General features: G+C 33.2%; 26 protein-coding genes and 1 tRNA gene. 10 read left to right on the forward strand and 17 right to left on the reverse strand.

Annotated elements, in window-relative coordinates:
• Positions 1-13 precede the first annotated feature (13 nt).
• From ACHRVX_RS16135 to ACHRVX_RS16150, 4 genes are all read left to right on the forward strand, one after another.
• A complete protein-coding gene (locus ACHRVX_RS16135; protein ID WP_395334005.1) occupies positions 14-2,152 on the forward strand; it encodes a von Willebrand factor type A domain-containing protein in 2,139 nt (712 codons plus the stop codon).
• 203 nt (positions 2,153-2,355) lie between these two features.
• Positions 2,356-2,943, forward strand: a complete 588-nt coding sequence (locus ACHRVX_RS16140; RefSeq protein ID WP_395334007.1) for a phospholipid scramblase-related protein — start codon at positions 2,356-2,358, stop codon at positions 2,941-2,943.
• 111 nt (positions 2,944-3,054) lie between these two features.
• On the forward strand, positions 3,055-3,771 hold the full coding sequence (locus tag ACHRVX_RS16145) for a 3-ketoacyl-ACP reductase (protein ID WP_213305485.1): 717 nt from the start codon (positions 3,055-3,057) through the stop codon (positions 3,769-3,771).
• A gap of 101 nt (positions 3,772-3,872) precedes the next feature.
• The gene (locus ACHRVX_RS16150; RefSeq protein WP_395334009.1) at positions 3,873-4,382 is read left to right on the forward strand and encodes a hypothetical protein; all 510 of its coding nucleotides are present in this window, start codon (positions 3,873-3,875) and stop codon (positions 4,380-4,382) included.
• An 80-nt stretch (positions 4,383-4,462) separates the two neighbouring features.
• Here ACHRVX_RS16150 and mtaB read toward each other — a convergent pair whose 3' ends face one another.
• Complete coding sequence (gene mtaB / locus ACHRVX_RS16155; RefSeq protein ID WP_395334011.1) at positions 4,463-5,797, reverse strand: tRNA (N(6)-L-threonylcarbamoyladenosine(37)-C(2))-methylthiotransferase MtaB; 1,335 nt, start codon at positions 5,795-5,797, stop codon at positions 4,463-4,465.
• Positions 5,798-6,299: 502 nt separating this feature from the next.
• Here mtaB and ACHRVX_RS16160 point away from each other — a divergent pair.
• On the forward strand, positions 6,300-6,818 hold the full coding sequence (locus tag ACHRVX_RS16160; protein ID WP_213305506.1) for a hypothetical protein: 519 nt from the start codon (positions 6,300-6,302) through the stop codon (positions 6,816-6,818).
• A 104-nt stretch (positions 6,819-6,922) separates the two neighbouring features.
• Here the strand turns inward: ACHRVX_RS16160 and ACHRVX_RS16165 are convergent, their stop codons facing one another.
• From ACHRVX_RS16165 to hisS, 12 genes are all read right to left on the reverse strand, one after another.
• Complete coding sequence (locus ACHRVX_RS16165) at positions 6,923-7,450, reverse strand: GNAT family N-acetyltransferase (protein WP_395334013.1); 528 nt, start codon at positions 7,448-7,450, stop codon at positions 6,923-6,925.
• Positions 7,451-7,462: 12 nt separating this feature from the next.
• Positions 7,463-8,266, reverse strand: coding sequence for a Cof-type HAD-IIB family hydrolase (locus ACHRVX_RS16170; RefSeq protein WP_395334015.1), 804 nt, complete (start codon positions 8,264-8,266; stop codon positions 7,463-7,465).
• A gap of 93 nt (positions 8,267-8,359) precedes the next feature.
• Positions 8,360-8,578: a putative signal transducing protein gene (locus ACHRVX_RS16175; RefSeq protein ID WP_213305515.1), complete on the reverse strand. Its 219-nt coding sequence runs from the start codon at positions 8,576-8,578 to the stop codon at positions 8,360-8,362.
• A 49-nt stretch (positions 8,579-8,627) separates the two neighbouring features.
• On the reverse strand, positions 8,628-9,443 hold the full coding sequence (locus tag ACHRVX_RS16180; RefSeq protein ID WP_395334017.1) for an alpha/beta hydrolase: 816 nt from the start codon (positions 9,441-9,443) through the stop codon (positions 8,628-8,630).
• 119 nt (positions 9,444-9,562) lie between these two features.
• The gene (locus ACHRVX_RS16185) at positions 9,563-10,222 is read right to left on the reverse strand and encodes a DEAD/DEAH box helicase (protein WP_395334019.1); all 660 of its coding nucleotides are present in this window, start codon (positions 10,220-10,222) and stop codon (positions 9,563-9,565) included.
• Positions 10,223-10,371: 149 nt separating this feature from the next.
• Positions 10,372-11,535 (reverse strand): sigma-54 dependent transcriptional regulator, encoded by a 1,164-nt coding sequence (locus tag ACHRVX_RS16190; protein WP_213305524.1) that lies wholly within the window; start codon positions 11,533-11,535, stop codon positions 10,372-10,374.
• Between the two features lie 108 nt (positions 11,536-11,643).
• Positions 11,644-12,960 (reverse strand): ABC transporter permease, encoded by a 1,317-nt coding sequence (locus tag ACHRVX_RS16195; RefSeq protein ID WP_395334022.1) that lies wholly within the window; start codon positions 12,958-12,960, stop codon positions 11,644-11,646.
• A 78-nt stretch (positions 12,961-13,038) separates the two neighbouring features.
• Positions 13,039-13,965, reverse strand: a complete 927-nt coding sequence (locus ACHRVX_RS16200; protein WP_395334024.1) for an ABC transporter ATP-binding protein — start codon at positions 13,963-13,965, stop codon at positions 13,039-13,041.
• Positions 13,966-14,127: 162 nt separating this feature from the next.
• A complete protein-coding gene (dnaJ, locus tag ACHRVX_RS16205) occupies positions 14,128-15,243 on the reverse strand; it encodes a molecular chaperone DnaJ (RefSeq protein ID WP_395334026.1) in 1,116 nt (371 codons plus the stop codon).
• A 78-nt stretch (positions 15,244-15,321) separates the two neighbouring features.
• Positions 15,322-15,900 (reverse strand): nucleotide exchange factor GrpE, encoded by a 579-nt coding sequence (locus ACHRVX_RS16210; RefSeq protein WP_395334028.1) that lies wholly within the window; start codon positions 15,898-15,900, stop codon positions 15,322-15,324.
• 457 nt (positions 15,901-16,357) lie between these two features.
• Positions 16,358-16,428 (reverse strand) — tRNA-Trp (locus ACHRVX_RS16215).
• Between the two features lie 300 nt (positions 16,429-16,728).
• The gene (hisS, locus tag ACHRVX_RS16220) at positions 16,729-18,156 is read right to left on the reverse strand and encodes a histidine--tRNA ligase (RefSeq protein ID WP_395334030.1); all 1,428 of its coding nucleotides are present in this window, start codon (positions 18,154-18,156) and stop codon (positions 16,729-16,731) included.
• 204 nt (positions 18,157-18,360) lie between these two features.
• Here hisS and ACHRVX_RS16225 point away from each other — a divergent pair, with 204 nt between their 5' ends.
• Entirely contained in the window at positions 18,361-19,605 is a 1,245-nt protein-coding gene (locus ACHRVX_RS16225; protein ID WP_395334032.1) for an ABC transporter permease, read from the forward strand.
• A 56-nt stretch (positions 19,606-19,661) separates the two neighbouring features.
• On the opposite strand, the gene prmC is transcribed toward ACHRVX_RS16225, so the two are convergent.
• The 3 genes from prmC to ACHRVX_RS16240 all read right to left on the reverse strand — a co-directional run bounded on the left by prmC (position 19,662) and on the right by ACHRVX_RS16240 (position 21,902).
• Positions 19,662-20,528, reverse strand: coding sequence for a peptide chain release factor N(5)-glutamine methyltransferase (prmC, locus tag ACHRVX_RS16230; RefSeq protein WP_395334034.1), 867 nt, complete (start codon positions 20,526-20,528; stop codon positions 19,662-19,664).
• 77 nt (positions 20,529-20,605) lie between these two features.
• On the reverse strand, positions 20,606-21,412 hold the full coding sequence (locus tag ACHRVX_RS16235) for a hypothetical protein (RefSeq protein ID WP_395334036.1): 807 nt from the start codon (positions 21,410-21,412) through the stop codon (positions 20,606-20,608).
• A gap of 4 nt (positions 21,413-21,416) precedes the next feature.
• Positions 21,417-21,902 carry a GNAT family N-acetyltransferase gene (locus ACHRVX_RS16240; protein WP_395334038.1) on the reverse strand — a complete coding sequence of 162 codons (486 nt, stop codon included), beginning with the start codon at positions 21,900-21,902 and terminating at the stop codon, positions 21,417-21,419.
• Positions 21,903-21,997: 95 nt separating this feature from the next.
• Here ACHRVX_RS16240 and ribD point away from each other — a divergent pair, with 95 nt between their 5' ends.
• From ribD to ACHRVX_RS16255, 3 genes are all read left to right on the forward strand, one after another.
• The gene (ribD, locus tag ACHRVX_RS16245; protein ID WP_395334040.1) at positions 21,998-23,047 is read left to right on the forward strand and encodes a bifunctional diaminohydroxyphosphoribosylaminopyrimidine deaminase/5-amino-6-(5-phosphoribosylamino)uracil reductase RibD; all 1,050 of its coding nucleotides are present in this window, start codon (positions 21,998-22,000) and stop codon (positions 23,045-23,047) included.
• Positions 23,040-23,642 carry an HAD family hydrolase gene (locus ACHRVX_RS16250; RefSeq protein WP_395334042.1) on the forward strand — a complete coding sequence of 201 codons (603 nt, stop codon included), beginning with the start codon at positions 23,040-23,042 and terminating at the stop codon, positions 23,640-23,642. The genes ribD and ACHRVX_RS16250 overlap by 8 nt, the downstream gene beginning before the upstream one ends.
• A gap of 216 nt (positions 23,643-23,858) precedes the next feature.
• On the forward strand, positions 23,859-24,491 hold the full coding sequence (locus tag ACHRVX_RS16255) for an IMPACT family protein (RefSeq protein ID WP_395334044.1): 633 nt from the start codon (positions 23,859-23,861) through the stop codon (positions 24,489-24,491).
• 31 nt (positions 24,492-24,522) lie between these two features.
• Here ACHRVX_RS16255 and ACHRVX_RS16260 read toward each other — a convergent pair whose 3' ends face one another.
• Positions 24,523-24,927 (reverse strand): acyl-CoA thioesterase, encoded by a 405-nt coding sequence (locus ACHRVX_RS16260; protein ID WP_395334046.1) that lies wholly within the window; start codon positions 24,925-24,927, stop codon positions 24,523-24,525.
• A 187-nt stretch (positions 24,928-25,114) separates the two neighbouring features.
• Here ACHRVX_RS16260 and dnaA point away from each other — a divergent pair, with 187 nt between their 5' ends.
• Positions 25,115-26,542: a chromosomal replication initiator protein DnaA gene (dnaA, locus tag ACHRVX_RS16265; RefSeq protein ID WP_026984957.1), complete on the forward strand. Its 1,428-nt coding sequence runs from the start codon at positions 25,115-25,117 to the stop codon at positions 26,540-26,542.
• Position 26,543 lies beyond the last annotated feature (1 nt).

A 26,543-nucleotide genomic window follows, 5' to 3' on the forward strand; every position in this document is an offset into this window, starting at 1 on the left:
AAAAATTACTATCATGAAAAACGTAAAACTTATTTCATTAACTCTTTCTATGCTTATATGTTTCCTGGCAGCAGCACAGGAAAAAACAATTTCAGGAACTGTTACAGATAAATCTAAAGCGCCTTTACCCGGTCTTACTATAATGGTTCAAAAATCAAAAAAAGCAACACAAACAGATTTTGACGGAAATTATGCAATTCAGGCACAACCCGGAGATGTTTTGATTTTTAGTTATATAGGATTCAAGACTCAAAACATTATTGTCAAACAATCCAATATCATCAATGTAATCATGCAGGAAAATAGCAACCAATTGCAAGAAGTTGTCGTTGTAGGCTACGGAACATCAGAGTATGAAGACAATAGTTATTCACGTCCTGAGAGAAAAAGCAGACCTGTCAAGGCATCTAAAGTAAAAGCCGTAAGTGTTCAGACCTCAGCAAACTATGTTCCCTCTTCGCCCAGTCAAAATGTTGTTATTCGTGGAGTTCAATCTGTTTCGGCTAAAGATGAACCTTTGTATATTATTGATGGAATTCCGGTAAAATCAAATCAATTTGCTAAAATTAATCCGAATGACATTCAGGAAATGAAGATTTTAAAAGACGCAGCAGCAACGTCGATTTATGGAACCAAAGCCTCAAATGGTGTTGTAGTTGTGGATACAAAAAACGGAATATATAAAAATCTTTCAGAGAAAGAACTTAATGCTAAATTAAATATCCAGCCTGTTGAACCAAATCAGGAAGATTATAACACTTTTATAGAAAATGCTTTTGAAAGCCCAAAAATGGCACCGCTTTCTACATTTTCTATAGATGTCGATAATGCATCTTACACAAATGTGAGACGTTTTATTAATAACGGACAAGCAGTTCCTAAAGATGCTGTTCGTGTGGAGGAAATGGTAAATTTCTTTAAATACAGTTATCCACAGCCAAAAGATCAAAATCCATTCTCGATTACCACTGAATTAAGTGATTCACCCTGGAATGCTAAAAACAAAGTATTAAAAATTGGTCTGCAGGGAAAAAATATTCCAACAGAAAGTTTGCCCGCTTCAAATATGGTTTTTTTAATTGATGTTTCGGGTTCAATGAGCGATGTCAATAAATTACCATTATTGAAACAGTCTTTGAAAATATTGGTAAATGAATTAAGAGAAAAAGATAAAGTTGCGATTGTGGTTTATGCCGGAGCAGCAGGATTAGTTTTGGCTCCCACTTCCGGAAATGAAAAGCAAACAATCAATGATGCGCTTGAAAAACTGAATGCCGGAGGAAGTACAGCCGGAGGTGCAGGAATTGAACTGGCCTATAAAATTGCTACGGAGAATTTTATCAAAAACGGAAATAACAGAGTTATTCTGGCAACAGATGGTGATTTTAATGTAGGCAGCACTTCTAATACTGACATGGAAAAACTAATTGAGGAAAAAAGAAAAACCGGAGTTTTCCTGACTTGTCTGGGTTACGGAATGGGAAATTATAAAGACAGCAAAATGGAAACATTAGCGGATAAAGGAAACGGAAATTATGCCTATATCGATAATATTCAGGAAGCCAATCGTTTTTTAGGAAAAGAATTCAAAGGTTCTATGTTTGCAATTGCAAAAGATGTGAAAATTCAAATCGAATTTAATCCAAAACAAATTCAGGCGTATCGATTAATAGGATATGAAAATAGAAAATTACGCCCTGAAGATTTTAAAAATGACGCGATTGATGCCGGCGAATTAGGAAGTAATCATACCGTTACGGCTTTGTATGAAATTATTCCTGTCGGAGTTACAAGCGATTATTTAAACACACAACCTGATGATTTGAAGTATACAAAAGTAAAAGAAACTGATCTTAATTATAAGGATGAACTTGCGACCATAAAATTCCGTTATAAAAAACCGGATGGAGATAAAAGTATCGAAATTGTACAAGTCATCGAAAACAAAGCTGTTGCTTTAGAAAAAGCTTCTGATGATTTTAAATTCAGTACCGCTGTTGCATGGTTTGGATTGAAATTAAGAGATTCAAAACTAATTTCGAATACATCTTCTGATAACATTTTGAAATTAGCCAAACAAGGAATTTCAAATGATACGGAAGGTTACAAAGCCGAATTTATTCGTTTGACTGAATCGGCAAAATTCAATTAAATTTCAAAAACCAGTCTTGAAAATCTTTGTCAAAGTGTAAAACTTTGACAAAGATAATTTCAATTTCTTATTTAAATTATAGTCATCTCATTACAATTTAATATTGACTTATTAACAGAATTATTTTTACATTTGATCTTCTAAGAAAAACACAAACTACAATCTTGGAAAAATCATTTACAAATCAATTCAAATAAAATTTAATGAACCCTATCTTAAATCAGAATCTATTTCTTGTAAAAGAACATGTTGGAATGTTTAAAGCCGCTAACAACTACGATATCTATAATCCGGAAAGCAATGAAATTGTCATGAATTGCAGAGAAAACAATTTGGGATTTTTTACTAAAATGCTGCGCTTTACAGATTATAAAACAATGACACCTTTTAATATTGAAATTACTACCGTTTCAGGAGAAAAAATAATTTCGGTAAAACGCGGAATCGCCTGGTTTCGTTCGACTGTTGCAGTTTTTGACGAAAAAGATCGTTTATTGGGAACATTCAAGCAAAAGATATTTTCGATTGGAGGAAAATTCGAAATTCTGGATAAAAACGAAAAATCTGTCGCAACGCTTCAGGGAAAATGGACAGGATGGGAGTTTAAATTCAGCCACGAAAACAAACAATTAGCTCAGGTAACTAAAAAATGGGCAGGAATGGGTAAAGAACTTTTTACCAGTGCTGATAATTATGTGTTACAAATTGAAGAAACTGTTGCGCCGGATAGTCCGTTAAGACAATTAATTCTTGCCGCTGTAATGTGTATTGACATGGTATTGAAAGAATAAAAAAGTTGTTAAACTTAGATTAAGAAATGATCTAAAAGCATCATTTTAGGGCACAAAAACTGTATTTTTGTGTAACTAAAATGATGCTTTTGCATTTCTAAAAAATAAATCATGACAGACTTAAAAAATAAAAATGCGCTGATTACAGGCGCAGGAAAAGGAATTGGAAAAGCAATTGCAATTGCACTTGCAAAAGAAGGTGTAAATGTAATTTTAGTTTCAAGAACTCAGGCTGATGTTGATCAATTAGCGACTGAAACTGCTGCTTTAGGTGTAAAATCTTTGGCTTTATCTGCTGATGTTTCAGACATTAATTCGATAAATAGTGCTGTAGAAAAGGCTTTCGCCGAATTTAAAACGATAGACATTTTAATCAATAATGCCGGAATTGCCGCTTTTGGAAATTTTATGGCGCTTGAACCGGATGCCTGGGAAAAAATTATTCAGGTAAACTTAATGGGAACCTATTATACTACCCGCGCCATTTTACCTAATATGATCGAAAGACAAACGGGCGACATTATTAATATTTCATCAACAGCGGGATTAAACGGAAATGCGTTGACAAGTGCATACAGTGCATCAAAATTTGCAGTTTTAGGATTAACAGATTCTTTAATGCAGGAAGTTCGTAAACATAATATTCGTGTTACGGCTTTAACGCCAAGTACAGTTGCAACTGATTTAGCTTTAGATCTAAAATTAACGGATGGAAATCCGGATAAAGTTATGCAATCTGAAGATGTTGCCGAATTAATTATTGCGCAATTGAAATTAAGCCGTAGAGTTTTTATCAAAAACAGCAGTATTTGGTCAACGAATCCTTAAACTAACAACAATAAATTCCAATATTTGTAAATTTCAAATTTCAATTCATTCAACAGTTGGAATTTAGAATTTATAAATATTGGAATTTCAAAAAAAACCACATGGAACAATATTTAAGACAATTAATTGCAATAGAATTTACAGATAAAAAAGAAATTTTTACCGGATTTCTTATTGATTATTCTGATGACTGGATTTTACTGAGAAACAATCCTGAGGATTTTATTTTGGATGGATTTGTAATTCTGAAAAACAAAAATATCGAAGCAGTTCACAGAGATCAGGATTTAGAATTTACTGAAAAAGTAATTCGTTTAAAAGGTTTAAAAACAAATGCCGAAGATATTATCCCGATTAGGGATTTAAGCTCGATTCTTAATTATGTAAATAACAAATACGGAATTTTTCAGATTTCGAAAAAATCGGCTAAATCTGCTTATTTAGGAAAACTAATAGAATTGAATGAGGAAGAACTAACAATTGATTTTTTAGATATAAAAGGTCAGTTTGGTGGTGATTTGAGTTTTAATCCACAAAAAATCAGAGTTATTGAATTTGATACAGATTATATTAATTCTTTGAAATTGGTGATTCCTGAAAGTCAGAAATAGGATTTATTCTAAAAAACAAGAAAGCCCTTTTGATAAAGGGCTTTCTTGTTTTTTAAATATGTTTCGTTGCTTCTGAAATTTTAAGCTTCCGCTAATTTATTTATAAACTCTAAACGAACACTTCCGTCTTCGTCGATTTTAGTCAAATTGATTTCTTGTAATGTATTGACTAATTCAGGATTCCATGGAGTTTTTACTTTTACGTAATTTTCGGTAAAACCGTGAATATATCCTTCCTTATTTTCACTTTCAAACAAAACTGTTCTGTTAGATCCTATTTGAGTTTCGTAAAAAGCACGACGTTTTTTAACTGATAATCCGCGTAACATTTTACTGCGTTTCGCTCTTACGTTCGCCGGAACAATTCCCGGCATATTTGCAGCTTCGGTATTGTCTCTTTCAGAATAGGTAAAAACGTGTAAGTACGAAATATTCATTTCATTCAGGAAATGATAGGTTTCTAAAAAGTGCTCATCTGTTTCTCCGGGAAAACCAACAATAACGTCAACACCAATACAAGCGTGTGGCATTACTTCACGAATTTTATTTACGCGTTCCGTATACACTTCGCGCAGATAACGACGTTTCATTAATTTTAAAATATCATTACTTCCGGATTGTAACGGAATATGAAAATGAGGAACAAAAGTTCTGCTTTTAGAAACAAATTCTATTGTTTCATTTTTCAATAAATTAGGTTCGATTGATGAAATTCTCAAACGTTCAATTCCTTCCACCTGATCTAACGCTTTCACTAAATCAAGAAAAGTATGTTCATGCTTTTTATTTCCGAATTCTCCTTTTCCGTAATCTCCAATATTTACTCCGGTTAAAACAATCTCTTTAATATTTTGAGCTGAAATTTCTTTGGCATTTTGCAGGACATTTTCCAATGCATCACTTCTTGAAATTCCTCTTGCAAGCGGAATCGTACAATAGGTGCATTTATAATCGCAACCGTCCTGAACTTTCAGGAAAGCACGGGTTCTGTCTCCAATAGAATAACTACCAACATAAAAATCAGCTTCAGAAATTTCACATGAGTGTACTTCACCCATGTCATTTTTACTTAAGTCGTTAATATAATCGGTGATTTTAAACTTTTCTGTAGCTCCAAGAACCAAATCAACACCATCAACGGCTGCTAATTCTTCGGGTTTTAATTGTGCATAACAACCTACAGCAGCTACAAATGCCTTATCATTAAGCTTCATTGCCTTTTTCACCACTTGCTTAAATTGTTTATCAGCATTCTCTGTTACTGAACAGGTATTGATGACATAAATGTCGGCTATTTCCTCAAAATCAACACGATCAAAACCTTCATCATTAAAGTTTCTGGCGATTGTAGAAGTTTCTGAAAAATTCAGTTTGCAACCAAGCGTATAAAAAGCAACTTTTTTTCTATTTTCCATGAGAATAAACTACGTTTTAAGTAGTAAGATATTATATTTACATCTCTTTTGAAGAGTTTGCAAATTTACGTACAATATTCTTTAAAATAAAATCAATAATACACTATATATCAATATTTTGCGACAAACATATATTTTAAAGCATCATAAAAAACTATAAATTAAACTAAATTGCCCATGAATAAATTCATCCATTAATAAGGAGTTAAATATTTCAATAAGAATAAAATGACAAAATAATCGATTAAGTGCAAATAATATCGATTAAATACATTTTTATACTGTTTAGTTTCAAATTTTCTTACATTTAGCTTTGATTAAATTGTTTTTTAGAAGTAATTTCACTTCGTTAAAAAGCTGATAAAAAAAATTATATTATTTAAATAATAATTCACCCATAACAATTTTGTTTTTCCCTCGTTATGTTGTTGTTTTGTTATAATAAAAATGGGAACGCCGAAAACCAGAAAGAGTAGGCAACAATTATAAATTAAAATTCCATATGAAAGCATTTTTACCCACAATCTGCTTGATGTTCTTAACCATTTTTAGCTCGCATGCACAAACTGCTGCTCCGGCTGCTAATCCATTTCCATCTATTAGTACATTGACAACTTGGGCGAGCTTAAACTCTCAATCTCAATTTGATATTGCAATTCGTGCGGTTGGATTTAAATTTGAAGTAAAAGAACCTAGTGAAGGCTCAACAGCTTATACTTATATTCGTAAAGTAACAGTAAATGAAGTAAATTATACTGATAGAATTGTTTACAGAATTACTAATAATAATTCGGCAAGTATTATTTCCTTAGTGACAGCGTCTACAGACTTAGTAAGTTTATACACGCCGCAATTGTCTACTTTTAAAAACAACAATTGTAAAACAGAAATGTCTAAAGATAAAAACACTACTTGTACTTGTTACGAAAGCGCTAATTTTGCTATCGATCTTTGCGACGAACGTGTAAAACTGACAATGGGTGATGGAAATAAATATTTTGTTTCTGTAGCTAAAAAATAATATCTGATAGTTTACTATTAGAAAAACTACGAGTTGTTTTCCAAATCTTTGCAGACCTTAAACAATTAAGATTACAAAGATTTGGAACACATTTCTTAGGATTTTTATAAGTTTGGATTTTTTAATTCGTACCAGACTTCCAATTCTCCTTCATATTGAAAAGAATTTACATAATGTAAACCGAGCTTTTCTAAAATTTTTCTTGAATTCTCATTACCTGCATCGGCGTAAGCATAAAGCGCCTCCACTTTCATTACATTAAATGCATAATCTACAAAAGCTTTTCCGGCTTCAGTAGCATATCCTTTTCCCCAGTGTTTTTCGATGAAACGATATCCTAATTCGTAAAAATCTTTATGTTTATTGATTTCATTTTTGATAAGCTTAATTCCGGACCAGCCTAAAAACTCATTAGTTTCTTTTAAAATTACAGCCCAGCGGCCAATACCAACATTCTTATATTGTTGCTGGATATTTTTAATCTGATCCAGACTTTCCTCAATATCCTTTACGGGTTTATTCCCCAGAAATAGATGCACTTTTGGATTCGAATCCAATTCGAACATTCCGTCAACATCTGAAATAAGTAATTCTCTCAAAAGCAATCGTTCCGTTTCTATTGGCTCCTTCATCTCAAATAAGTTTTAGTTTAAAATATAACGCTGTACTACCTCAGCAACTCCGTCATTATTGTTTGACGCCACAATTATATTCGCACGATCTCGTAATTCCGGCGTAACATTATCAACCCAAACTCCAAGCCCTGCATATTCAATCATTGTTAAATCATTTCCTGCGTTTCCTACAGCAATAATTTCGCTTTGATGAATATTTAATTTGGCTGCCAAAAGTTTTATACTTGCCGCTTTATCAATTCCGTTTTGAGCAGCTTCCAGGAAAAAAGGCTTAGACATTGCAACACTCAAATGAGGCATTGCCAGTTTTAAATCTTTTTCTACTTCTTTTAAATAAGAAGGTTCTGCCAATAAAATACATTTAACCGCCGGTTTCGTAACAGCCGCTTTAAAATCAGGTACTTTATGATGTGGCAATCCTGTTATATCTTTTTCGATATCAATATATTCCGAATCAGTTTCGCTAACAATTTCACCATCAATATAAGTGATAATATGCGTTTTCATTTTCACACTATAATCGTATAAATCATGAATTTGTTCCGGCGTTAAACATTGTTCAAATAATATAAGATCATCCTTTACAGTGCTGATCACAGCGCCATTAAATGAAATAATATAGGAATCATTCAAATCAAGTTCTAAGTCTTTAGCATAAGCGGTCATGGCCGATGTTGGTCTGCCCGAAGCCAAAACCACATACACACCTTTTGCCTGCGCTTCGAGAAGTACTTTTTTATTTAATTCCGAAATTTTATGATCGTCTGTCAACAAAGTATCATCCATGTCGAGCACTAACATTTTATATTGCATTCTTTTTTAGTTTTCAGTATTCAGTCGCAGTTCCCAGTCGCAGTTTACAGTCTCACTTTGCACTGTAAACTGAGACTATTTTTTTCCCTTTCTCTAAATACTCATTCTGAATTCTTCAATAACCGGATTTGCTTTTGCAAAATCTGTTTCCTGAATAAATACTTCAACAGCTAAATCTGAACCTCCGTATCCGCCTAAACGAGCGGACTGGATATTATCTTTTTTTACTGTTTCTACTCCAGCTTCTTCTAATCTTTCTAACAATGCAATTGCTAAAATTTCACTTCCTGAATACACCTTCATTAATCCCATAACATCTTGTTTTTTTTCTAATTATTTGATTCTTTCTATTCTCTATTCTCTACTGTAATATTACTTCTAACTGATTTTGAAAATCGCTATTTTCATTCATACCAGTATGTTCCTGATTTTTTAATGGGTAAAAATGTCCATTATTTTTTAATAATTTACTTAACCGAACTGAATTTTCATATGGAATTAACTGATCGTGCATTCCATGAAAAATATAAACTGGTACTTTTATTTTTGGCAGATATTCATACGTTTCTAAAGTAAACTTTTTTAGAAAATCTGGAAAAAATGGCACTTTGCTACTTGATAATTCAGTAAAACTATAATAAGGCGATTGCAAAATCAAAGCTTTCGGATTATTCTCCGAGGTTAAAATTGTCGCCAATCCCGACCCGATGGAATAACCGGTAATAATAATTTTATTTTCAGAATATCGCTGCTTTAATGTTTTATAAACTACAGAAACATCTTTATTTAATTGTTCTTCATTTTCAATTTCACCCTCACTTTTACCAAAACTTCTGTAATCTAAAATAAAAATGTCATATCCCAGATTCGTATAAATTTTAGCAATACTTCCCCAGGTTTCTAATGTTCCCGCATTTCCATGAAGATAAAAAACAAGTCCTTTAGAATGTTCAGCCTTAAACAATAAACCATTTAATTCTACTCCGTCAAAAGATTTAATATTGAGTTCTTCAAATTTATGCTGGTAATTAAATTGGTGGTCTTTTGAAAGTCTCGCACTCTGAAAAACCATTCCAACCTGATTGAAATAAACATAGAAAACAATAATTACATAAATAACAACAAAAAATGCCAAAAGCACAATTGTCAAAAACTTAATCGTTTTCAACATCTCCATAAATCAAAATATTATTAGTTTCTAGTCGCCGTTTTCAGTTTTCGGTCTTAGTTGCAGTTTTCAGTCGCAGTATCAGTGAACACTGAAAACTGAGGCTGCGACTGAAAACTGAGACTTACTTATTCTTCAATATCACCTTCTTCTTCATCAAGCTCCTCTTTACCTTCTTCATCCATATCAAATAAATAAGGTTCCAGCATCATTTTATCTGCTAAAATTTCAATACGTTCTGTCAGGTTTTCAGCAAAAATAATACGTTGTGTTTTGGTGATACTGTTTGAAATACGCATGATTTTAGTTTCATGTCGTAATTTCAACATTGGATCTGCATCATCGATAATAAACATTTTCAAGCGGTTTACATTATAACCCGCCGTTGTAAACATATCGCTTAATTTATTTGGTGTACCAATTAAAACATCTACTCCTGTCGAAATATAGTTTTTATCATAATCTGTATCGCCCTTGTCGTGTACGCCGTAAACTTCAAGATTAGAATATTTTCCGTATTTCTCAAAAAGCGCTTCCATTTCTAAAACTTTTGCTTTGTCTTCAACAAAAATCAAAGCACGCGGAGATTCTTCCGTGTGACCTGACAATTGCTGAATCACATTCAATACAATTGTGGTTGTTTTCCCGCTTCCTGCCGGAGATAGAATGATACAATCTGCACCGCTTTTTATTGTCGAAAAAGTTTCCTGCTGCAAAACATTTGCCTCAGTTAAACCATTTTCAATTAGTGCTTCTTGTAATTTTTCGTTTATTTTTTTTAGTTTCATCTGTTTCATGCTTTAAGCTTTAAGCAATATGCTATAAGCAAAAATTATTTATATTTTAAATGCTATAAGCCTTAGGCAATAACCTATAGGCAAAAATTGTATGTAGTTTTAATGGCTTAAAGCTTTTTGCCTAAAGCATGCAGCCAAAATTATTTGCTTGCAAACATTTTTACATCGGTTTCAGAAATTTCGGTTCCTCCCAAAATGATTAATCTTTCGACAACATTTCGAAGTTCACGAATGTTTCCTGTCCAATCGTATTCTTGTAATAATTGTACCGCTTGCGCCGAAAATACTTTTACGACGTTCCCTTGTTCTGAGGCAATTTTCTCTGCAAAATATCGTACCAAGGCAGGAATATCATCGCGTCGTTCGTTCAACGGCGGAACTTTTATCAAAATCACAGCCAAACGATGGTATAAATCCTCACGGAAACGACCTTCGGCAATTTCGATTTTTAAATCTTTATTGGTTGCAGCCACAACACGTACATCGACTTTAATATCTTTTTCAGCACCAACTCTGGTAATCATACTTTCCTGTAAAGCGCGTAAAACTTTGGCTTGCGCCGAAAGACTCATATCACCAATTTCATCCAGGAAAATAGTTCCTTTATCTGCCGCTTCAAATTTCCCTGCACGGTCTTTAACCGCAGATGTAAAAGCGCCTTTTACGTGACCAAACAATTCGCTTTCAATCAATTCACTTGGAATTGCAGCACAGTTTACTTCAATCATTGGAAAATTTGCACGTTCACTTTTTTCATGTAATTGATGTGCCACTAATTCTTTTCCGGTTCCGTTTGGACCTGTAATCAAAACTCTGGCTTCGGTTTGTGCCACCTTATCAATCATCACTTTTATATGATTGATGGCTTCACTCTCGCCAACCATTTCGTAATTTTTACTTACTTTTTTCTTTAGGATTTTATTCTCAACAACAAGTTGTTTTTTATCTAAAGCGTTACGAACAGTATTCAGTAAACGGTTTAAATCCGGTGGTTTTGAGATATAATCAAAAGCTCCTAAACGCATGGTGTGAATTGCGGTTTCCATATCGCCGTGACCGGAGATCATTACCATAGGAATTTCAGGTTTGATTTTTTTTGCTTCTTCCAAAACCTCAACACCATCCATCTTTGGCATTTTGATATCACACAAAACTAAATCGTAATCGTTGTTTTTTATCTTTTCAAGACCGGCAACTCCATCTTCTGCTTCATCTACCTGATACGTATCATTTTCTTCTGATAAAATTTTTACCAAAACTCTCCTGATCGATGCTTCGTCTTCTATAATTAGTATTTTACTCATTCTTTTTAAAGTTGCTAAGGTTCTGAGTTGCTAAGATTCTAAGCTTTCAAAAATATGCTAAAAAAACTTAGCAACTCAGTATCTTAGAATCTTATCAACTTTTAAAAGTTAATATTTAAGCCATCTATACAATTCCTTCCAGGTTGGTTTTTTGCCGTACATTAAAATACCAATGCGGTAAATTTTTGCTGCGAACCACACAACAAGAAAAAAGGTTGCAAACAATAATGATACCGAAATTGCGATTTGCCACCACGGCACTCCAAACGGAAGCCTCATTAACATTACTATTGGCGAGGTTAACGGAATCATCGAAAACACAACTGCAATGGTTCCGTTTGGATCATTTACGACTGTGAAAAATCCGATGTAAACACTTAAAATAAGCGGCATAATAATAGGCAAAAGAAATTGTTGAGAATCGGTTTGATTGTCAACTGCAGCTCCAATTGCGGCATAAAACGAACTATATAAAAAGTAACCTCCAATAAAATAAACTACAAAACCAAATAAGATACTTGCGATGGGCAAATTCCATAATTCGCTAATATACATTTGTGCCGTTCCTGACATTTCATGTTGTGCAGATTGCATTAATTCCGGTGAAATTCTAGCTGTTGGCCCAACATTTACGCCAAAAAATGTTGAAGCGGCAAACATTAATCCTAGTCCAATTATTGCCCAGATCATAAATTGTAATAATCCTGCCAGCGAAGTTCCTACGATTTTGCCAATCATTAACTGAAATGGTTTTACCGATGAAATAATGATTTCAATAATTCTGTTCGTTTTTTCTTCAATAACACTTCGCATTACCATATTTCCGTAAATGATAATAAACATCATGATTAAATATCCGAAAGCGCCGCCAATTCCGATTTTAATTTCATTTAATCCTTTTAAACTTTCTTCTCCTGACGCTTTTACCAAATGAATATTAACTGAAGATTGTGCTTTTTGAATTGCCAAAGTATCTAGTTTTGCCGATTCCAGATTTATTTTTGTAATCTTTTCAGATATAACGTATTGTGTTTTTTCGATAAATGAAATGCTGGGACTATTGTTTGAAATAAATTCAATTTTGCTTTCTAAATCCCTTAAATTGTTTGTTTTTGGAATAATAATTAAACCCTCAAAATTTTCATTTGTAATACTGTCTTTTAATGCCTTGGTATCAATTTCAGATAAATTGAGATATTTGAATGCTGCGTCTTTTTTATTCTGCTTAACAAAATCGTTCGCAAACAAACCGGTTTCATCATGAATAGCAATTTTTTTGGTTTCTGCTTTCATAGAACTCAGATAACCAATAAATCCCGCGATTGCAACAAATAACAACGGACTTAAAAAAGTCATGACAACAAAAGATTTATTGCGGACTTTTGCAATGAATTCTCTCTTTATAATCAACGAAATGATGCTCATTTTTTATTTTAGATTTTAGATTGTTGACTTTAGATTTTAGATTCCAGGTTTTTCACTCTGAAATCTGAAATCTGAAATCTAAACTTTTTCTGTTACTGTTTGAATAAAAATATCGTTTACACTTGGAATTTTTTCTACAAAGTGTGTTACTTGTCCACGCTGTGTCAGGATATTCAATAACTCATTTGGCGTTGAATTTCCTATCTGAATATCGAGTTTCAAATCATCGTTTAATGATTTGAAATTTGCCGGAGCAACAGTAAATTTCTGAGTAATATCATACATCAAACCTTCGACATTACTCGTCAAAATTCCAACTTCAAAACTATTCGTTCTAAACTGACGTTTGACATCGCTTAGTTTTCCTTCTATTAATTTATTCGATTTATGAATTAAGGCAATATGATCGCAAAGTTCTTCCACACTTTCCATTCTGTGTGTCGAAAATATAATGGTTGCACCTTGTTCTTTTAATGCCAGAATTTCATCTTTGATCACATTTGCATTTACGGGATCAAATCCGGAAAACGGCTCATCAAAAATCAGCAGTTTTGGTTTATGCAATACACAAACCACAAACTGAATTTTTTGCGCCATTCCTTTTGAAAGTTCCTGAATTTTCTTGTTCCACCAACCCTGAATACCCAAACGGTCAAACCAATATTCTAATTGCACTTTTGCTTCGGCTTTAGAAAGCCCTTTCATTTGTGCCAGATACAAACATTGCTCGCCTACTTTCATTGATGTATACAAACCTCTTTCTTCAGGAAGATAACCAATAGTCTGCACATGTTTTTGCTGCAATTTTTCTCCGTCTAAAATTATTTCGCCACTATCCGGCAAAGTAATTTGATTTATGATTCGGATAAGGGAAGTTTTTCCAGCTCCATTAGGACCTAATAGTCCGTAAATACTGCCTTTTGGCACATTTAATGAAACTTCGTTAAGCGCTACATAGTCACCGTATTTTTTTACGACTTTATGTACTTCGAGTAAGTTGCTCATGCTATATTTAAGATTTTCTGCGTCAGTTTGATCATTATGACCAACAGGCTGTAAAAGTAAATAATTAAGAGCGAATCTTTGTATAATTACGCAAAAAACCCATTCTAAATTTACATTAAAATGGGTTTTTATATTTATTAAACACTTTAGAAAAAGTTTAGCTTATGAAAACATATCTTTTACTTTCTCAAAAAATGATTTTTCTGATTTTTCAGGGCTTGGAACAAAATGTTCGTCGGCTAAAGCATTTTCAAAAAATTGTTTTTGCTCTTTATTCAATGTTTTTGGTGTCCAGACATTTACATGAACAAGTAAATCTCCGCTTCCGTAACCGTTTATACTTGGAATACCTTTTCCTTTTAATCTTAGGATTTTTCCGGATTGAATACCTTCTTCTAATTTAATACGAACTTTTCCGTTGATGGCTTCAATATCTTTAGAAACTCCTAAAACTGCTTCCGGAAAACTAATGTATAAATCAAAGTGAATATTTTCACCTTCACGTTTCAGGAATTCGTGCTCTAGTTCTTCAATTGCAACAATTAAATCTCCCGGAACACTATTTCCCGGAGCATCATTTCCTTTATTAGAAACTTTTAATTGCATCCCATCAGTTACTCCTGCAGGAATTTTGATTGAAACAGTTTCATCTTCTACAACCATTCCTTGTGCATCTGCCTCAGAAGGTCTTTTATCTAAAATCTGACCTGAACCACCACATGTAGGGCAAGTTGATGCAGATTGCATTCTTCCTAAAATAGTATTTGTTACACGCATCACTTGTCCCTGACCGTTACAAGTCGAACATGTTTTGTATGTTACTCCTTTAGCCTGAACTTTACGTTTTACTTTTACTTTTTTCTCAACACCATTTGCAACTTCTTCTAAAGTCAACTTTACTTTAATTCGAAGATTACTTCCTTTAGCACGACGAGGACCTCCGCCAACGCCTCCACCGAAGCCGCCAAATCCACCTCCAAAAATATCACCAAACTGGCTAAAAATGTCATCCATATTCATACCACCGTGGCCACCACCGCCAAAACCTCCGGAACCATCAAAAGCCTGGTGCCCGTATTGATCGTATTTAGCTTTTTTGTTAGGATCGCTTAAAACTTCATAAGCTTCTGCCGCTAATTTAAAATTTTCTTCTGCCTCTTTGTCTCCCGGGTTTTTATCCGGGTGATACTTTAAAGCGCTTTTTCTATACGCTTTTTTAATTTCGGCAGCATCAGCACCTTTTGAAATGCCTAATATTTCGTAAAAATCTTTTTTCATAATGAAGGTTAAATTCCAAAGTAAATTTCAAAATCCAATTCTTAAATTATGGAATTTGAAATTCTGGTTTGTATTTTTTTAGTTTCCGATAACAACTTTAGGAAAACGAATAATTTTGTCTCCCAATTTGTATCCTTTTTCGATAACATCAACAATTTTCCCTTTTAATTTATCAGACGGAGCTGGAATTTGGGTGATTGCCTCAGCAAAATCCGCATTAAAAGCATCACCTGCTCTTACTTCAACTTGCTCTAAACCTTTAGAAACCAAAGTACTTTTTAGTTTTTCGTGAATTAACTCCACTCCTTTTTTCAAATTTTCATCCTCAGATTTATTGATTTCTACAGTTGCTCTGTCAAAATCGTCTAAAACCGGAAGCATTGCTAACAAAACTTCTTGATTTGCTGTTTTAAACAAATCCATACGTTCTTTTGAAGTTCTTTTTTTATAATTTTCAAATTCAGCAAATAATCTCAAGAATTTATCTTTTTCTTTTGCCAAGTCTTGAGCTAATTGCTCTTCAACACTTAATTCTTCAACAATTAATTGCTCGCCATTGGCATTATTTTCTAACGTTGCATCATCTAATTCTTGATCGAACTCTGTATTTTCCGTAGTCATATTACTTTTATTTTTAAAAATATTTTTAAACTTCATTTTGTATTCTTTCTGTTGGATTGCAAAAGTACTGCCAAATCTTTTAAAATGTCAAATTGTCACTTTATTAAAACTGAGCGATTTAAAAAGTAACATTACGGCTAAGAAATTTAGTATAATTTTAAGACTATTACGTTTTAGTTTATACTATATTTGGAATTCCAAATTGGAAATTAAAGATTACCTATCAAAATTGAATTTAAGGGTTGGCCTCGGCTTCATAAATAATTATTAATTCAAGTTTACCTTATATTAAAAAAAGCTTCGCCTATTACAGACGAAGCTTTTTTTTATGCTTTTAGGGGAAAATTTTACCGCAAAGAACCCTAAGTTTTTTACTCTTAAGTTTTATAAAAAAAGAAAGTTCGCAAAGCTTTATGTTGATTTCAGCTTTGCAAACTTTATATCTTTAGTATTCTTAAATAAAACCTTTGTGTTATTTTCGTTAAAAAATTTGCACGGGCGGAGGGATTCGAACCCCCATCAACGGTTTTGGAGACCGCTATTCTACCCTTGAACTACGCCCGTAATAAGGCCGCAAATTAAAAGTTTTTTTTCTTCTCTGGCAACTATTTCACCCGGAGATTTAAAAAGAAAATCCTCTAAATCTGTGCGATCCGAAGCAAAAACCTTTACTTCAAACAGTTAACATCTAAATTTTTATTTCACGCAGATTTTAAAAAAGATTTAGGCAGATTAAAGCAGATTTACTTTATATAAAAATCAAATTTAATCTGCTTTAATTTGCAAAAATCAGTGTGAAACAAAAATCTAAATAATCTTTTATCCCGATAGCTATTGTGAGTAGCAAAATACTTTACCATTCAATTATGCTAACAAAGCATTTTTCAATCCTTCAAAATCAACAGAAACCTGCTCTCCTGAAACTAAATTTTTAAGAGAATATGAATTATTTGCAATTTCCTGATCACCTGCAATTACAGCAAACGGAATCATGCGTTTATCAGCATATTGAAACTGTTTCCCCACTTTTACATTATCAGGATACAATTCTACTTTTATATTTTCTTGTCGCAATTTCTGGATCGCTTGCGACGCATATAAAGCTTCGGCATCGCCGTAATTGATAAACAACGCTTTTGAAGTTGCTGCAACAGTATCAGGAAACAATTGCAATTCTTCCAAAACCAGATAAATTCGGTCTAAACCAAAAGAAATTCCAACGCCACTCATATTTTTTAAACCAAAAATACCCGTTAAATCATCATATCTTCCGCCGCCGCCAATAGACCCCATTGAAACGGTTTTTGGAGCTGCTACTTCAAAAATAGCTCCTGTGTAATAATTTAGTCCGCGTGCCAATGTCACATCAAGATCTAAAGTGGCTGTTGCTAAACCTAAAGTTGCCACATTGTCACAAATAAATTTCAATTCCTCAACACCTTTCATTCCTTCTTCCGAAGAAGACAACAATTCTGAAAGCTGTTTTATTTTATCTGAAAAAGTCCCTGTAAAATTAAAAAGAGGCTGTACTTTAACCAACGCTTCTTCGGCAATACCTTTTTCAATCATTTCTTTTTTTACCCCATCTTCACCAATTTTATCCAGTTTATCAAGAGCTACGGTAAAATCAATCAATTTATCCGAAGCACCGATAACTTCGGCAATTCCTGATAATATTTTTCTATTGTTGATTTTAATCGTAACACCTTCCAAACCTAAAGAAGTAAAAACCGTATCATATAACTGAACCAATTCAACTTCCTGCCAAAGCGATTTTGAACCTACAACATCAGCATCACATTGATAAAATTCTCTATAACGTCCTCTTTGAGGTCTGTCTGCTCTCCAAACGGGTTGAATTTGATATCTTTTAAAAGGAAATTCAATTTCGTTTTGGTGTTGTACCACATATCTCGCAAACGGAACGGTTAAGTCGTAACGCAAGGCTTTTTCAGAAATTTTTCCAGTAAATTTATTCAGTTCAATTCTTTGATCCAGATTGATTGTTTCTGCCGAATTAACCTGAAGAGATTCTATTGATTCCGGCAATTCAATTTTATTTTTATTGAAGAAAAAGTTACCTGAATTTAATATTTTAAAAATCAGTCGATCACCTTCTTCTCCATATTTCCCCATTAAGGTATCTGAATTTTCAAACGAAGGAGTTTCTATCGGCTGAAAGCCAAATTTCTCAAAATTATTTTTTATGGTCTGAATAATATATTGACGTTTTGACACCTCTGCAGGCGAAAAATCTCTTGTTCCTTGTGGTATGCTTGGTTTTGAAGCCATTTTTCTTTTATTTTAGATTTTAGATTTCTGATTTTAGATTATTTCCCAATCTTTATCTCAAAAAATCCTGAAATTAATTTCTTATTGATTTTTGATTTTGGTTAAAACCGCAAATCGTCTGCAAATATCTTATTTTTTAAAATAAATAATGCCTGTTCGAAAACAAACTTGTAACAAAAAACGTATTTTCGTGACAAATTGGTCATGATGCTAAAATTATTTAAAGAAAATATTCGAATTGCTTTTGGTTCTATCAAAACACAATTGTTGCGTACCATTCTTACCGTATTAATTATTGCGATTGGGATTACCGCTTTAGTGGGGATTTTGACTGTTGTAACAGCACTTAATAACACCATTTCAACCAATTTTGCTTCTATGGGAGCAAATACTTTCAACATCAACCAGTACGAAAATAACCTTAAAAACCGCGGAAGCAACGAACGTGAAATTGTAAATCCTATTATTTCATATCCGGAAGCAGTCGCTTTCAAGAACAAATATAGATACCCTTTTACAGAAACTTCTTTATCCTTTACAGCCACAAAAACGGCAGAGGTTAAGTATTTAGATAAAAAAACAGATCCGGAAATTCAGATTCTTGGTGTTGATGAACATTTTATAGGCAACTCTGGTCTGGAAATTAGTTTAGGACGTAGTTTTAATCAATTCGACATTGATAACAATACTTATTCCTGCGTTGTTGGGTCTGATTTTGAGAAAGGATTATTAAAAGATTTGAACCCTATTGATAAAACAATTTCAATTCGCGGTGCCCGATTTAAAGTTATTGGCGTTTTAAAAGAAAAAGGTTCAACATTTGGCAACAGTCAGGATTTACGTGTTTTAATTCCCATTCAGGTTGCCCGTTCCTTATTTACTGCGCCTAATATCAATTATACAATGAGCGTAATGGTTTCTAAAAAAGAACTTTTAGACCAGGCAATTGACAATGCAACAAGTACAATGCGAAGAGTTCGAAAATTGAGTCCAACGCGTGACAATAATTTCGGAATTGGGCGCAGCGATGATTTGATCAATCGTATTCTTGGAATCACAAAATATTTGGGCTGGGCATCCTGGATTATCAGCGTTATAACTATTTTAGGATCTTCAATTGCTTTAATGAACATCATGATTGTTTCGGTTACAGAACGTACACGCGAAATAGGTGTTAGAAAAGCTTTGGGCGCAAAAAAAATAACGATTGCCGTTCAGTTTTTTATCGAAACTTTATTAATTGGGCAAATTGGAGGTTTGATTGGCATTGTAATCGGTATACTTTTAGGTTTTGCCATAGCAACCGCAATGAGTTTTGTATTCGTTGTGCCTTGGGTTGCTATTTTTGCCGCCTTTGGCACCAGTTTTACCGTCGCCATTGTTTCCGGTCTATATCCGGCAATCAAGGCATCAAAACTCGATCCTATTGAGGCTTTGCGTTACGAATAGTTTTCAGTCGCAGTGTCAGTTTACAGTGAACTGAGACTGGAAACTGACACTGAAAACTACTCAACTTTAGAAATCTTGCAGGAAATCATTCTGTCATTATCATAAATATCTCTTCGTAATTCGATATTTTTAAAATCCATTTTTTCCAGCAATTCTCTTGTTTCGTCGCCCAAATACTGATTGATTTCAAAATACAATTGTCCATTTTCCAAAAGATTATTTTGTGCAAGATCTGCAATTTTTCTGTAGAAAATCAATGCATCATTATCATCTACAAAAAGTGCCAGATGTGGTTCATAATCCAGAACATTTTTTTTGATTTCCTCTTTCTCTAAATTACGAACATAAGGCGGATTTGAAACAATAATATCAAAATCAAATTTCAACGCTTCTGTTTCTAAAATATTCTGAAGCATAAAAGTTACTCCGGTTTTATTATTTATCGCGTTTCTTTTTGCGGTTTCTATCGCTTTTTTCGAAACATCGATTCCGTAAACTTCCGCATTTGGGATATTTTTTGCCAGGGAAATTGCGATACATCCGCTTCCTGTACCAATATCAAGGATTTTTATTTTTTTAGAAGTATCAATCTTTGAGTTTTCATTGATAATCCATTCGACCAATTCTTCCGTTTCAGGTCTCGGAATCAAAACATTTTCATTGACTTCAAAATCCAATCCATAAAAATGAGTTTTTCCCAACAAATACTGAATCGGAACTTCTTTTTTTAATTGAGCTAAAAAGGAATCCCAAACTACAAAATCGCTTTCTGAAAACGTCAATTCATGATTTAGAGCTAAATCAATTTGTCGTAATTTATGTTTGTCTTCTAATATTAAATAGAAAAAACTCTCCGCTTCGTACGCATCGTAAAATGGGGATAATTCTTTTATAAATTGAGTACGATATTGTTTGATTCTCATTTTGAGTTTATTTTAAACGCCGCAGCTTTTTGTCAATTAGTACCATCTTATTTAAACTTTTAACCTTGACTATATTTTTAGCAATCGAATTGAACTGCTATTTCGGCAACTTTTTTCATCGCTTCATCATTTGTAGCTTTTGATGAAAGAAATAAAATTACCCGCTCTTCTTCATAATCTCTATTTGCACTAAAAACCAAATCCAGTTTTCCATCTCCATCAATATCTCCTGCAAAAAGTAATACTACAAATGTATCATTGAAAGATTCCTGAGCTAAAATCAATTTTTCAACGCCATTATTTGCAGTCAGGTAGAGTTTATAATTCGCTACATTCTTAAAAACTTTGTCTTCATCACTGTCTGAATCTGTTTTATCCTCAGACAAAACTTTTCCTTCAGCTCTAAGAACGTAATTAATACCGTTAAATGTATAAGTTACTTTTTCTTTTGGCCAAACTTTATGTTTGACAATTTTCAAAGACTTAATCTTTCCTAATTTCAAGCCCGGATAATCCATAAAAACAATCGTTTTATTTTTCGGAATAATGGATTGTAAAGAATCTCCGGAACATTCGTCAAATCCTTTTTCTATTTTAAAATCGGCTTTTGCCAAATAATATTCACCGTTATTTTCGTATAAATCGACCCACTTATCTGTTAATGACGCCGCCGGATTTACCTCATAAGTTCGATAACTTCGCGGCAGCAAAATATCAAAATCACTTTTGTTTTTTTCATCAGCCGCAACCTCATTCTCTTGAACAGAATCTTTTGCAACAGCTTTATCAGTGACTTTGACGTTTTTATCTGCGTTTTTTTCTTTAGAATTATTACAAGAAAAGAAAACCGAGACTAAAACAATTCCAAAAACAATTTTTTTCATACGATTATAAAACTTTTAACATCCACACTGGACAAGAACTATGCCCAGTATTTCCTAATGGTGCATCTAAATATTCAAAACCTGATTTTTTATATAATTTTTGGGCGGCATGCATAAATGGCATTGTCTCGATATAACATTTTTCAAAACCAAAAATTTTTCCCTGCTCTAAGCATTTTCCGATCATTTGTGCTCCAATTCCTAAACCGCGGGTTTCCGGTAAAAAATACATTTTTTGCAATTCACAAATCTTAGGATCTCCATTTTCTAAAGGCGCAACGCCTGAACAACCCACAATTTTGCCTTCGTTTTCAACTACAAAATAAGCTGATTTCGGTTTGTTATATTCTTCAAACATTAAATCTAAATACGGATCCGCATATGCTGTCCCTACTTTTGGTATTTCCATTTCGTCAAAAACCGATCGTATTAATTGAGCAACTGCCTGATTGTCTTCTTTTTTAATTGTTCTGATAATCCAATTTTCCATATTTCTTTATTCGTCTAACTTCTTACAAAAGTAAAAAATACTTTTCGATAGTTTCTTAACTTATTCCTAAACTCAAAAATAACTACTTTTGCAATGTGAATATACATGAAAAATACATAAAACGCTGCATTGAACTGGCACAAAATGGCTTTGGAACAACATATCCTAACCCAATGGTGGGAAGCGTAATTGTTTACCAAAACCAAATTATTGGTGAAGGCTGGCATAAAAAAGCCGGACAACCACACGCAGAGGTGAACGCAATTCGATCTGTCAAAGATAAATCGCTATTAAAAAACGCTACTATATATGTGAGTTTAGAGCCTTGCAGCCATTTTGGAAAAACACCTCCTTGTTGTGATTTAATAATTGAGCATAAAATCCCAAACGTAGTTGTAGGAACTGTAGATCCTAATGAAAAGGTGGCAGGAAATGGCATAAAAAAATTAATTGCAGCAGGCGCAAATGTGCTAGTTGGTGTTTTAGAACAAGAATGCAACGAACTCAATAAACGCTTTTTTACTTTTCATCAGCAAAGGAGACCTTATATTATATTAAAATGGGCAGAAAGTCAGGACGGATTTTTAGCACCTGAAAAAGAGATTAATCAGGATCGAAAACCTGTTTGGATTACAAATCAATATTCAAGACAATTAGTACACAAATGGCGCAGTGAGGAACAGGCAATTTTAGTAGGAACGCAAACCGTCATTGATGATAATCCGAAATTAAATACCAGAGACTGGTTAGGAAATAATCCCGTAAGAGTTGTTTTAGACCAAAATAATCGCATATCAAAAGAAAGTTTTATTTTTGATGATAGTGTTAAAACAATCCTTTTTACAAAATCTGAAATAAGCCTTCAGACAGAAAACACTAACTTTGAAGTAATTGATTTTAATCAGAATATCATTCCGCAGATTTTAGCTGTTTTATATCAAAATCAAATTCAGTCTATTATTATTGAAGGCGGACTGAAAACGCTGCAATCATTTATAGATGAAAACATTTGGGATGAAGCCAGGATTTTTATCGGAAAAGCTACTTTCGGAAAAGGAACTAAAGCTCCAGATATTCAAAAGAAAAATTTGACCAAAACCTACATTCAAAGCGATGAATTAATAAACATTAGAAATCATGATTGATACTATAATTTTTGACTTTGGAGATATTTTTATCAATTTAGACAAACAAGCTACTATTTCCGGATTGCAGAATTTAGGCATGACGGAATGGAGTACTGAATTGGGCCGCCTGAATCTTTTGTTTGAAACGGGAGATATTTCGTATGATGATTTTTTGGCAGGTTTTCAAAAAGAACTTCCTAATGCTTCGATTGAAGAAATCCTAAAAGCGTGGAATGCTGTTTTAGCTGATTTCCCTTTATATCGATTAGAGTTTTTACAATTACTTTCTCAAAAATACCGATTGTTTTTATTAAGCAATACCGATTCTATTCACATTGCAACTTTCGAGAACGCAAGCGGAATTTCCTTTTACAGCGATTTTTACCAATGTTTTGAAAAGGTTTATTTTTCTTTTGAGATCGGAATGCGAAAACCAAATCCCGAGGTTTTTCAATATTTAATCAATAAACACGAATTATCACCAAAACGTACTTTGTTTGTAGATGATAAAAAAGAAAATACAGATTCTGCCGCCGCTTTAGGATTTCACGTCTGGAATTTACAAGTGGGTCAGGAAGATGTTGTGGATTTATTTGATAAAAAAATAATTTAGCTACAGAAGTACTTTTGACACAGATTGCACAGATTAAAATGATTTTTTCACGCAGATTCTGCAGATTTGAGCAGATTTAATTTTGATTATAATCTGCGTAGATCGGCTAAAATCTTTTTAAATCTGCGTGAAAACTCGTCACAGTTAAGAAAGAAAATTATTTTGATCCTTTAATCTGTGGCAAAAAACAATTAAACATAATTTAGAAATTTACTTTTGGAATATAACGATACGTACCAAACCCTTGCTTTTGAATCTGAAGAAGTGCTTTTTAAGGAAAAAGGAAGCAAATTCTTTGGATACGCTTTTCCTATAGAACACGAGGATGAAGTAAAACCCATCATCGAAAATTTAAAAAAGCAACATCCTCATGCCGTACATTATTGTTATGCATATCAATTAGGTACAGCTCCAAAAATTTCTTATCGCGCAAATGATGACGGTGAACCAAGCAATACTGCCGGAGCGCCTATTTATGGTCAAATACAATCTTTTGGCTTAACAAACGTTTTGGTTGTTGTAGTAAGGATTTTTGGCGGAGTAAAATTGGGAGTTGGCGGATTAATTGCAGCTTATAAAACTACTGCACAAATGACGCTTGAAGTTTCTGAGATTATCGAAAAAACAATCGATGTTCATTTTTTAATCTCTTTTGATTACAAAAACATGAATAAGGTTATGCGGGTGATCAAGGAAAAAAAGCTCGAAATTACATCTCAGGAAATGGAAATTAATGAAGATTCAGGTTTGCCAATTGGAAAAATCACAATAAAAACACGCAAAAAAAATGCCGAATCAGTATTCGACATTTTTGATTTAATGTTTGAAATCGATATTAAAATTATCTAAATTGATATAAAAACCAATCTCATTTTAACAATTATACAAGTGTTTTAAACAATTCTAAAATATAATCCGGAGGAGCAGTTGGGCGACCTGTTTTTAACGAAATAAATACTAAAATAAATGCCGCAGTTGTTAATAACTCATTCGCTTCATTATAGATTGCACAATCAAATTCAATCTTGACAGATGACTGACTTTTGAAAGTAGTATGAATGGTAAGAAGCTCATCATAGCGTGCAGATTTTTTATAATTTATTTGCATGGAAACAATTGGTAATCCAATTCCGCTTTCTTCCATACTTTTATAGGAAATCCCTTTATCTCTAAGCCATTCCACGCGTCCTATCTCAAAATAAGGCACATAATTTCCGTGATAAACAACTCCCATTTGATCGGTTTCCGAGTAACGAACACGCACTTGCGTTTGATGATTTTTCATTCTTTATATTTTAAAAATAGTTAACTTCAAAAAGTCTGCTTACAACATTTTTTTATAAAATTAGACCCCAAATTATTTTTTTTTACAGAAATTTGTTCACATATTTGTTATCCCGAAATACGGAATAAAATTGCTCCTTTTTTATTAGGAGAATCTTTATCAATAATAAAAAAATTTATCTGAATTTATGACTAAAACTGCTCAATCGGTATGGGAAAACTGTTTGTCCTTTATAAAAGACAATATTCAAGATCAAGCCTATAAAACTTGGTTCGAACCAATCAAATCAGTTGAGCTAACCGACAACGCGTTATATATTCAAGTACCAAGTAAATTTTTTTACGAGTGGCTGGAAGAACACTATGTTAAATTATTGAAAGTTGCACTTACCAAAGAACTGGGAAAAAACGCAAAGTTACTCTATAAAATTAAAATGGAGAACACTTATGGCAATAAACAACCGTTTACCGAACAGTTGCCAAGTGCCAACAGAGTGCCTATGAAACCGCAAGAGGTTGATGCTCCGTTTAAAAACTTAAATCCTGAACTAAAAAATCCTTTTGTAATTCCCGGAATTAGAAATCTTAAAATTGAATCGCAATTAAATGCGAATTACAGTTTTGATAATTTCCTTGAAGGTGATTCAAACCGTCTTGCCCGATCTGCAGGTATGGCTGTTGCCAATAAGCCCGGAGGAACATCATTTAATCCGTTATTGATTTTTGGCGGAGTTGGTTTAGGAAAAACGCACTTAGCGCATGCTATTGGTGTTGAAGTAAAAGACAAATATCCTGAAAAAACGGTTTTATATATTTCTGCCGAAATTTTCACACAACAATATATTGATTCGGTTAAAAAGAATAATCGTAATGATTTCATTCACTTTTACCAGTTAATCGACGTTTTGATTATTGATGATGTTCAGTTTTTATCTGGAAAATCAGGGACTCAGGACGTATTTTTCCATATTTTTAACTATTTACATCAAAATGGAAAACAGGTAATTTTGACCTCGGACAAAGCTCCTGTTGACATGCAGGATATTGAGCAACGTTTATTATCCCGTTTCAAATGGGGATTATCTGCTGAGTTACATCAGCCGGATTACGAAACCCGTATTTCGATCCTCAAGAACATTCTTTATCGTGATGGCGTTGAAATGCCGGATGATATTATTGAATATGTTGCCCGCAATATCAAAAGCAATGTTAGAGAACTAGAAGGCGCTATCATTTCATTAATTGCACAATCTTCTTTCAATAAAAAAGAAGTTACAATTGAGCTTGCTAAAAGTGTTGTAGAAAAATTTGTTAAAAACGTAAAGAGAGAAATCTCTATCGATTATATTCAAAAAATTGTGTCAGATTATTTCCAGTTGGATATTGAAACACTTCAATCAAAAACGAGAAAAAGACACGTGGTTCAGGCGAGACAATTGGCTATGTTTTTCGCAAAGAAATTTACAAAAGCTTCTTTAGCAAACATTGGCTCGCAAATTGGAGATCGCGATCACGCTACCGTTTTACATGCTTGTAAAACAGTTGACAATTTAGTTTCTACAGACAAACAATTCAAAAAATTTGTCGAAGATATCAACAAAAAACTAACGCTATAAA

It is taken from the genome of Flavobacterium sp. FlaQc-47, assembly GCF_044006475.1.
In the GTDB taxonomy this organism is placed as follows: Bacteria; Bacteroidota; Bacteroidia; order Flavobacteriales; family Flavobacteriaceae; genus Flavobacterium.

Bases quoted from the DNA above. Each gene is read 5' to 3' on its own strand.
- ACHRVX_RS16135 (WP_395334005.1), top strand. From the start codon at position 14: ATGAAAAACGTAAAACTTATTTCATTAACTCTTTCTATGCTTATATGT.
- ACHRVX_RS16140 (WP_395334007.1), top strand. From the start codon at position 2,356: ATGAACCCTATCTTAAATCAGAATCTATTTCTTGTAAAAGAACATGTT.
- ACHRVX_RS16145 (WP_213305485.1), top strand. From the start codon at position 3,055: ATGACAGACTTAAAAAATAAAAATGCGCTGATTACAGGCGCAGGAAAA.
- ACHRVX_RS16150 (WP_395334009.1), top strand. From the start codon at position 3,873: ATGGAACAATATTTAAGACAATTAATTGCAATAGAATTTACAGATAAA.
- mtaB (WP_395334011.1), bottom strand. From the start codon at position 5,797: ATGGAAAATAGAAAAAAAGTTGCTTTTTATACGCTTGGTTGCAAACTG.
- ACHRVX_RS16160 (WP_213305506.1), top strand. From the start codon at position 6,300: ATGAAAGCATTTTTACCCACAATCTGCTTGATGTTCTTAACCATTTTT.
- ACHRVX_RS16165 (WP_395334013.1), bottom strand. From the start codon at position 7,450: ATGAAGGAGCCAATAGAAACGGAACGATTGCTTTTGAGAGAATTACTT.
- ACHRVX_RS16170 (WP_395334015.1), bottom strand. From the start codon at position 8,266: ATGCAATATAAAATGTTAGTGCTCGACATGGATGATACTTTGTTGACA.
- ACHRVX_RS16175 (WP_213305515.1), bottom strand. From the start codon at position 8,578: ATGGGATTAATGAAGGTGTATTCAGGAAGTGAAATTTTAGCAATTGCA.
- ACHRVX_RS16180 (WP_395334017.1), bottom strand. From the start codon at position 9,443: ATGGAGATGTTGAAAACGATTAAGTTTTTGACAATTGTGCTTTTGGCA.
- ACHRVX_RS16185 (WP_395334019.1), bottom strand. From the start codon at position 10,222: ATGAAACTAAAAAAAATAAACGAAAAATTACAAGAAGCACTAATTGAA.
- ACHRVX_RS16190 (WP_213305524.1), bottom strand. From the start codon at position 11,535: ATGAGTAAAATACTAATTATAGAAGACGAAGCATCGATCAGGAGAGTT.
- ACHRVX_RS16195 (WP_395334022.1), bottom strand. From the start codon at position 12,960: ATGAGCATCATTTCGTTGATTATAAAGAGAGAATTCATTGCAAAAGTC.
- ACHRVX_RS16200 (WP_395334024.1), bottom strand. From the start codon at position 13,965: ATGAGCAACTTACTCGAAGTACATAAAGTCGTAAAAAAATACGGTGAC.
- dnaJ (WP_395334026.1), bottom strand. From the start codon at position 15,243: ATGAAAAAAGATTTTTACGAAATATTAGGCATTTCAAAAGGTGCTGAT.
- ACHRVX_RS16210 (WP_395334028.1), bottom strand. From the start codon at position 15,900: ATGAAGTTTAAAAATATTTTTAAAAATAAAAGTAATATGACTACGGAA.
- hisS (WP_395334030.1), bottom strand. From the start codon at position 18,156: ATGGCTTCAAAACCAAGCATACCACAAGGAACAAGAGATTTTTCGCCT.
- ACHRVX_RS16225 (WP_395334032.1), top strand. From the start codon at position 18,361: ATGATGCTAAAATTATTTAAAGAAAATATTCGAATTGCTTTTGGTTCT.
- prmC (WP_395334034.1), bottom strand. From the start codon at position 20,528: ATGAGAATCAAACAATATCGTACTCAATTTATAAAAGAATTATCCCCA.
- ACHRVX_RS16235 (WP_395334036.1), bottom strand. From the start codon at position 21,412: ATGAAAAAAATTGTTTTTGGAATTGTTTTAGTCTCGGTTTTCTTTTCT.
- ACHRVX_RS16240 (WP_395334038.1), bottom strand. From the start codon at position 21,902: ATGGAAAATTGGATTATCAGAACAATTAAAAAAGAAGACAATCAGGCA.
- ACHRVX_RS16250 (WP_395334042.1), top strand. From the start codon at position 23,040: ATGATTGATACTATAATTTTTGACTTTGGAGATATTTTTATCAATTTA.
- ACHRVX_RS16260 (WP_395334046.1), bottom strand. From the start codon at position 24,927: ATGAAAAATCATCAAACGCAAGTGCGTGTTCGTTACTCGGAAACCGAT.
- dnaA (WP_026984957.1), top strand. From the start codon at position 25,115: ATGACTAAAACTGCTCAATCGGTATGGGAAAACTGTTTGTCCTTTATA.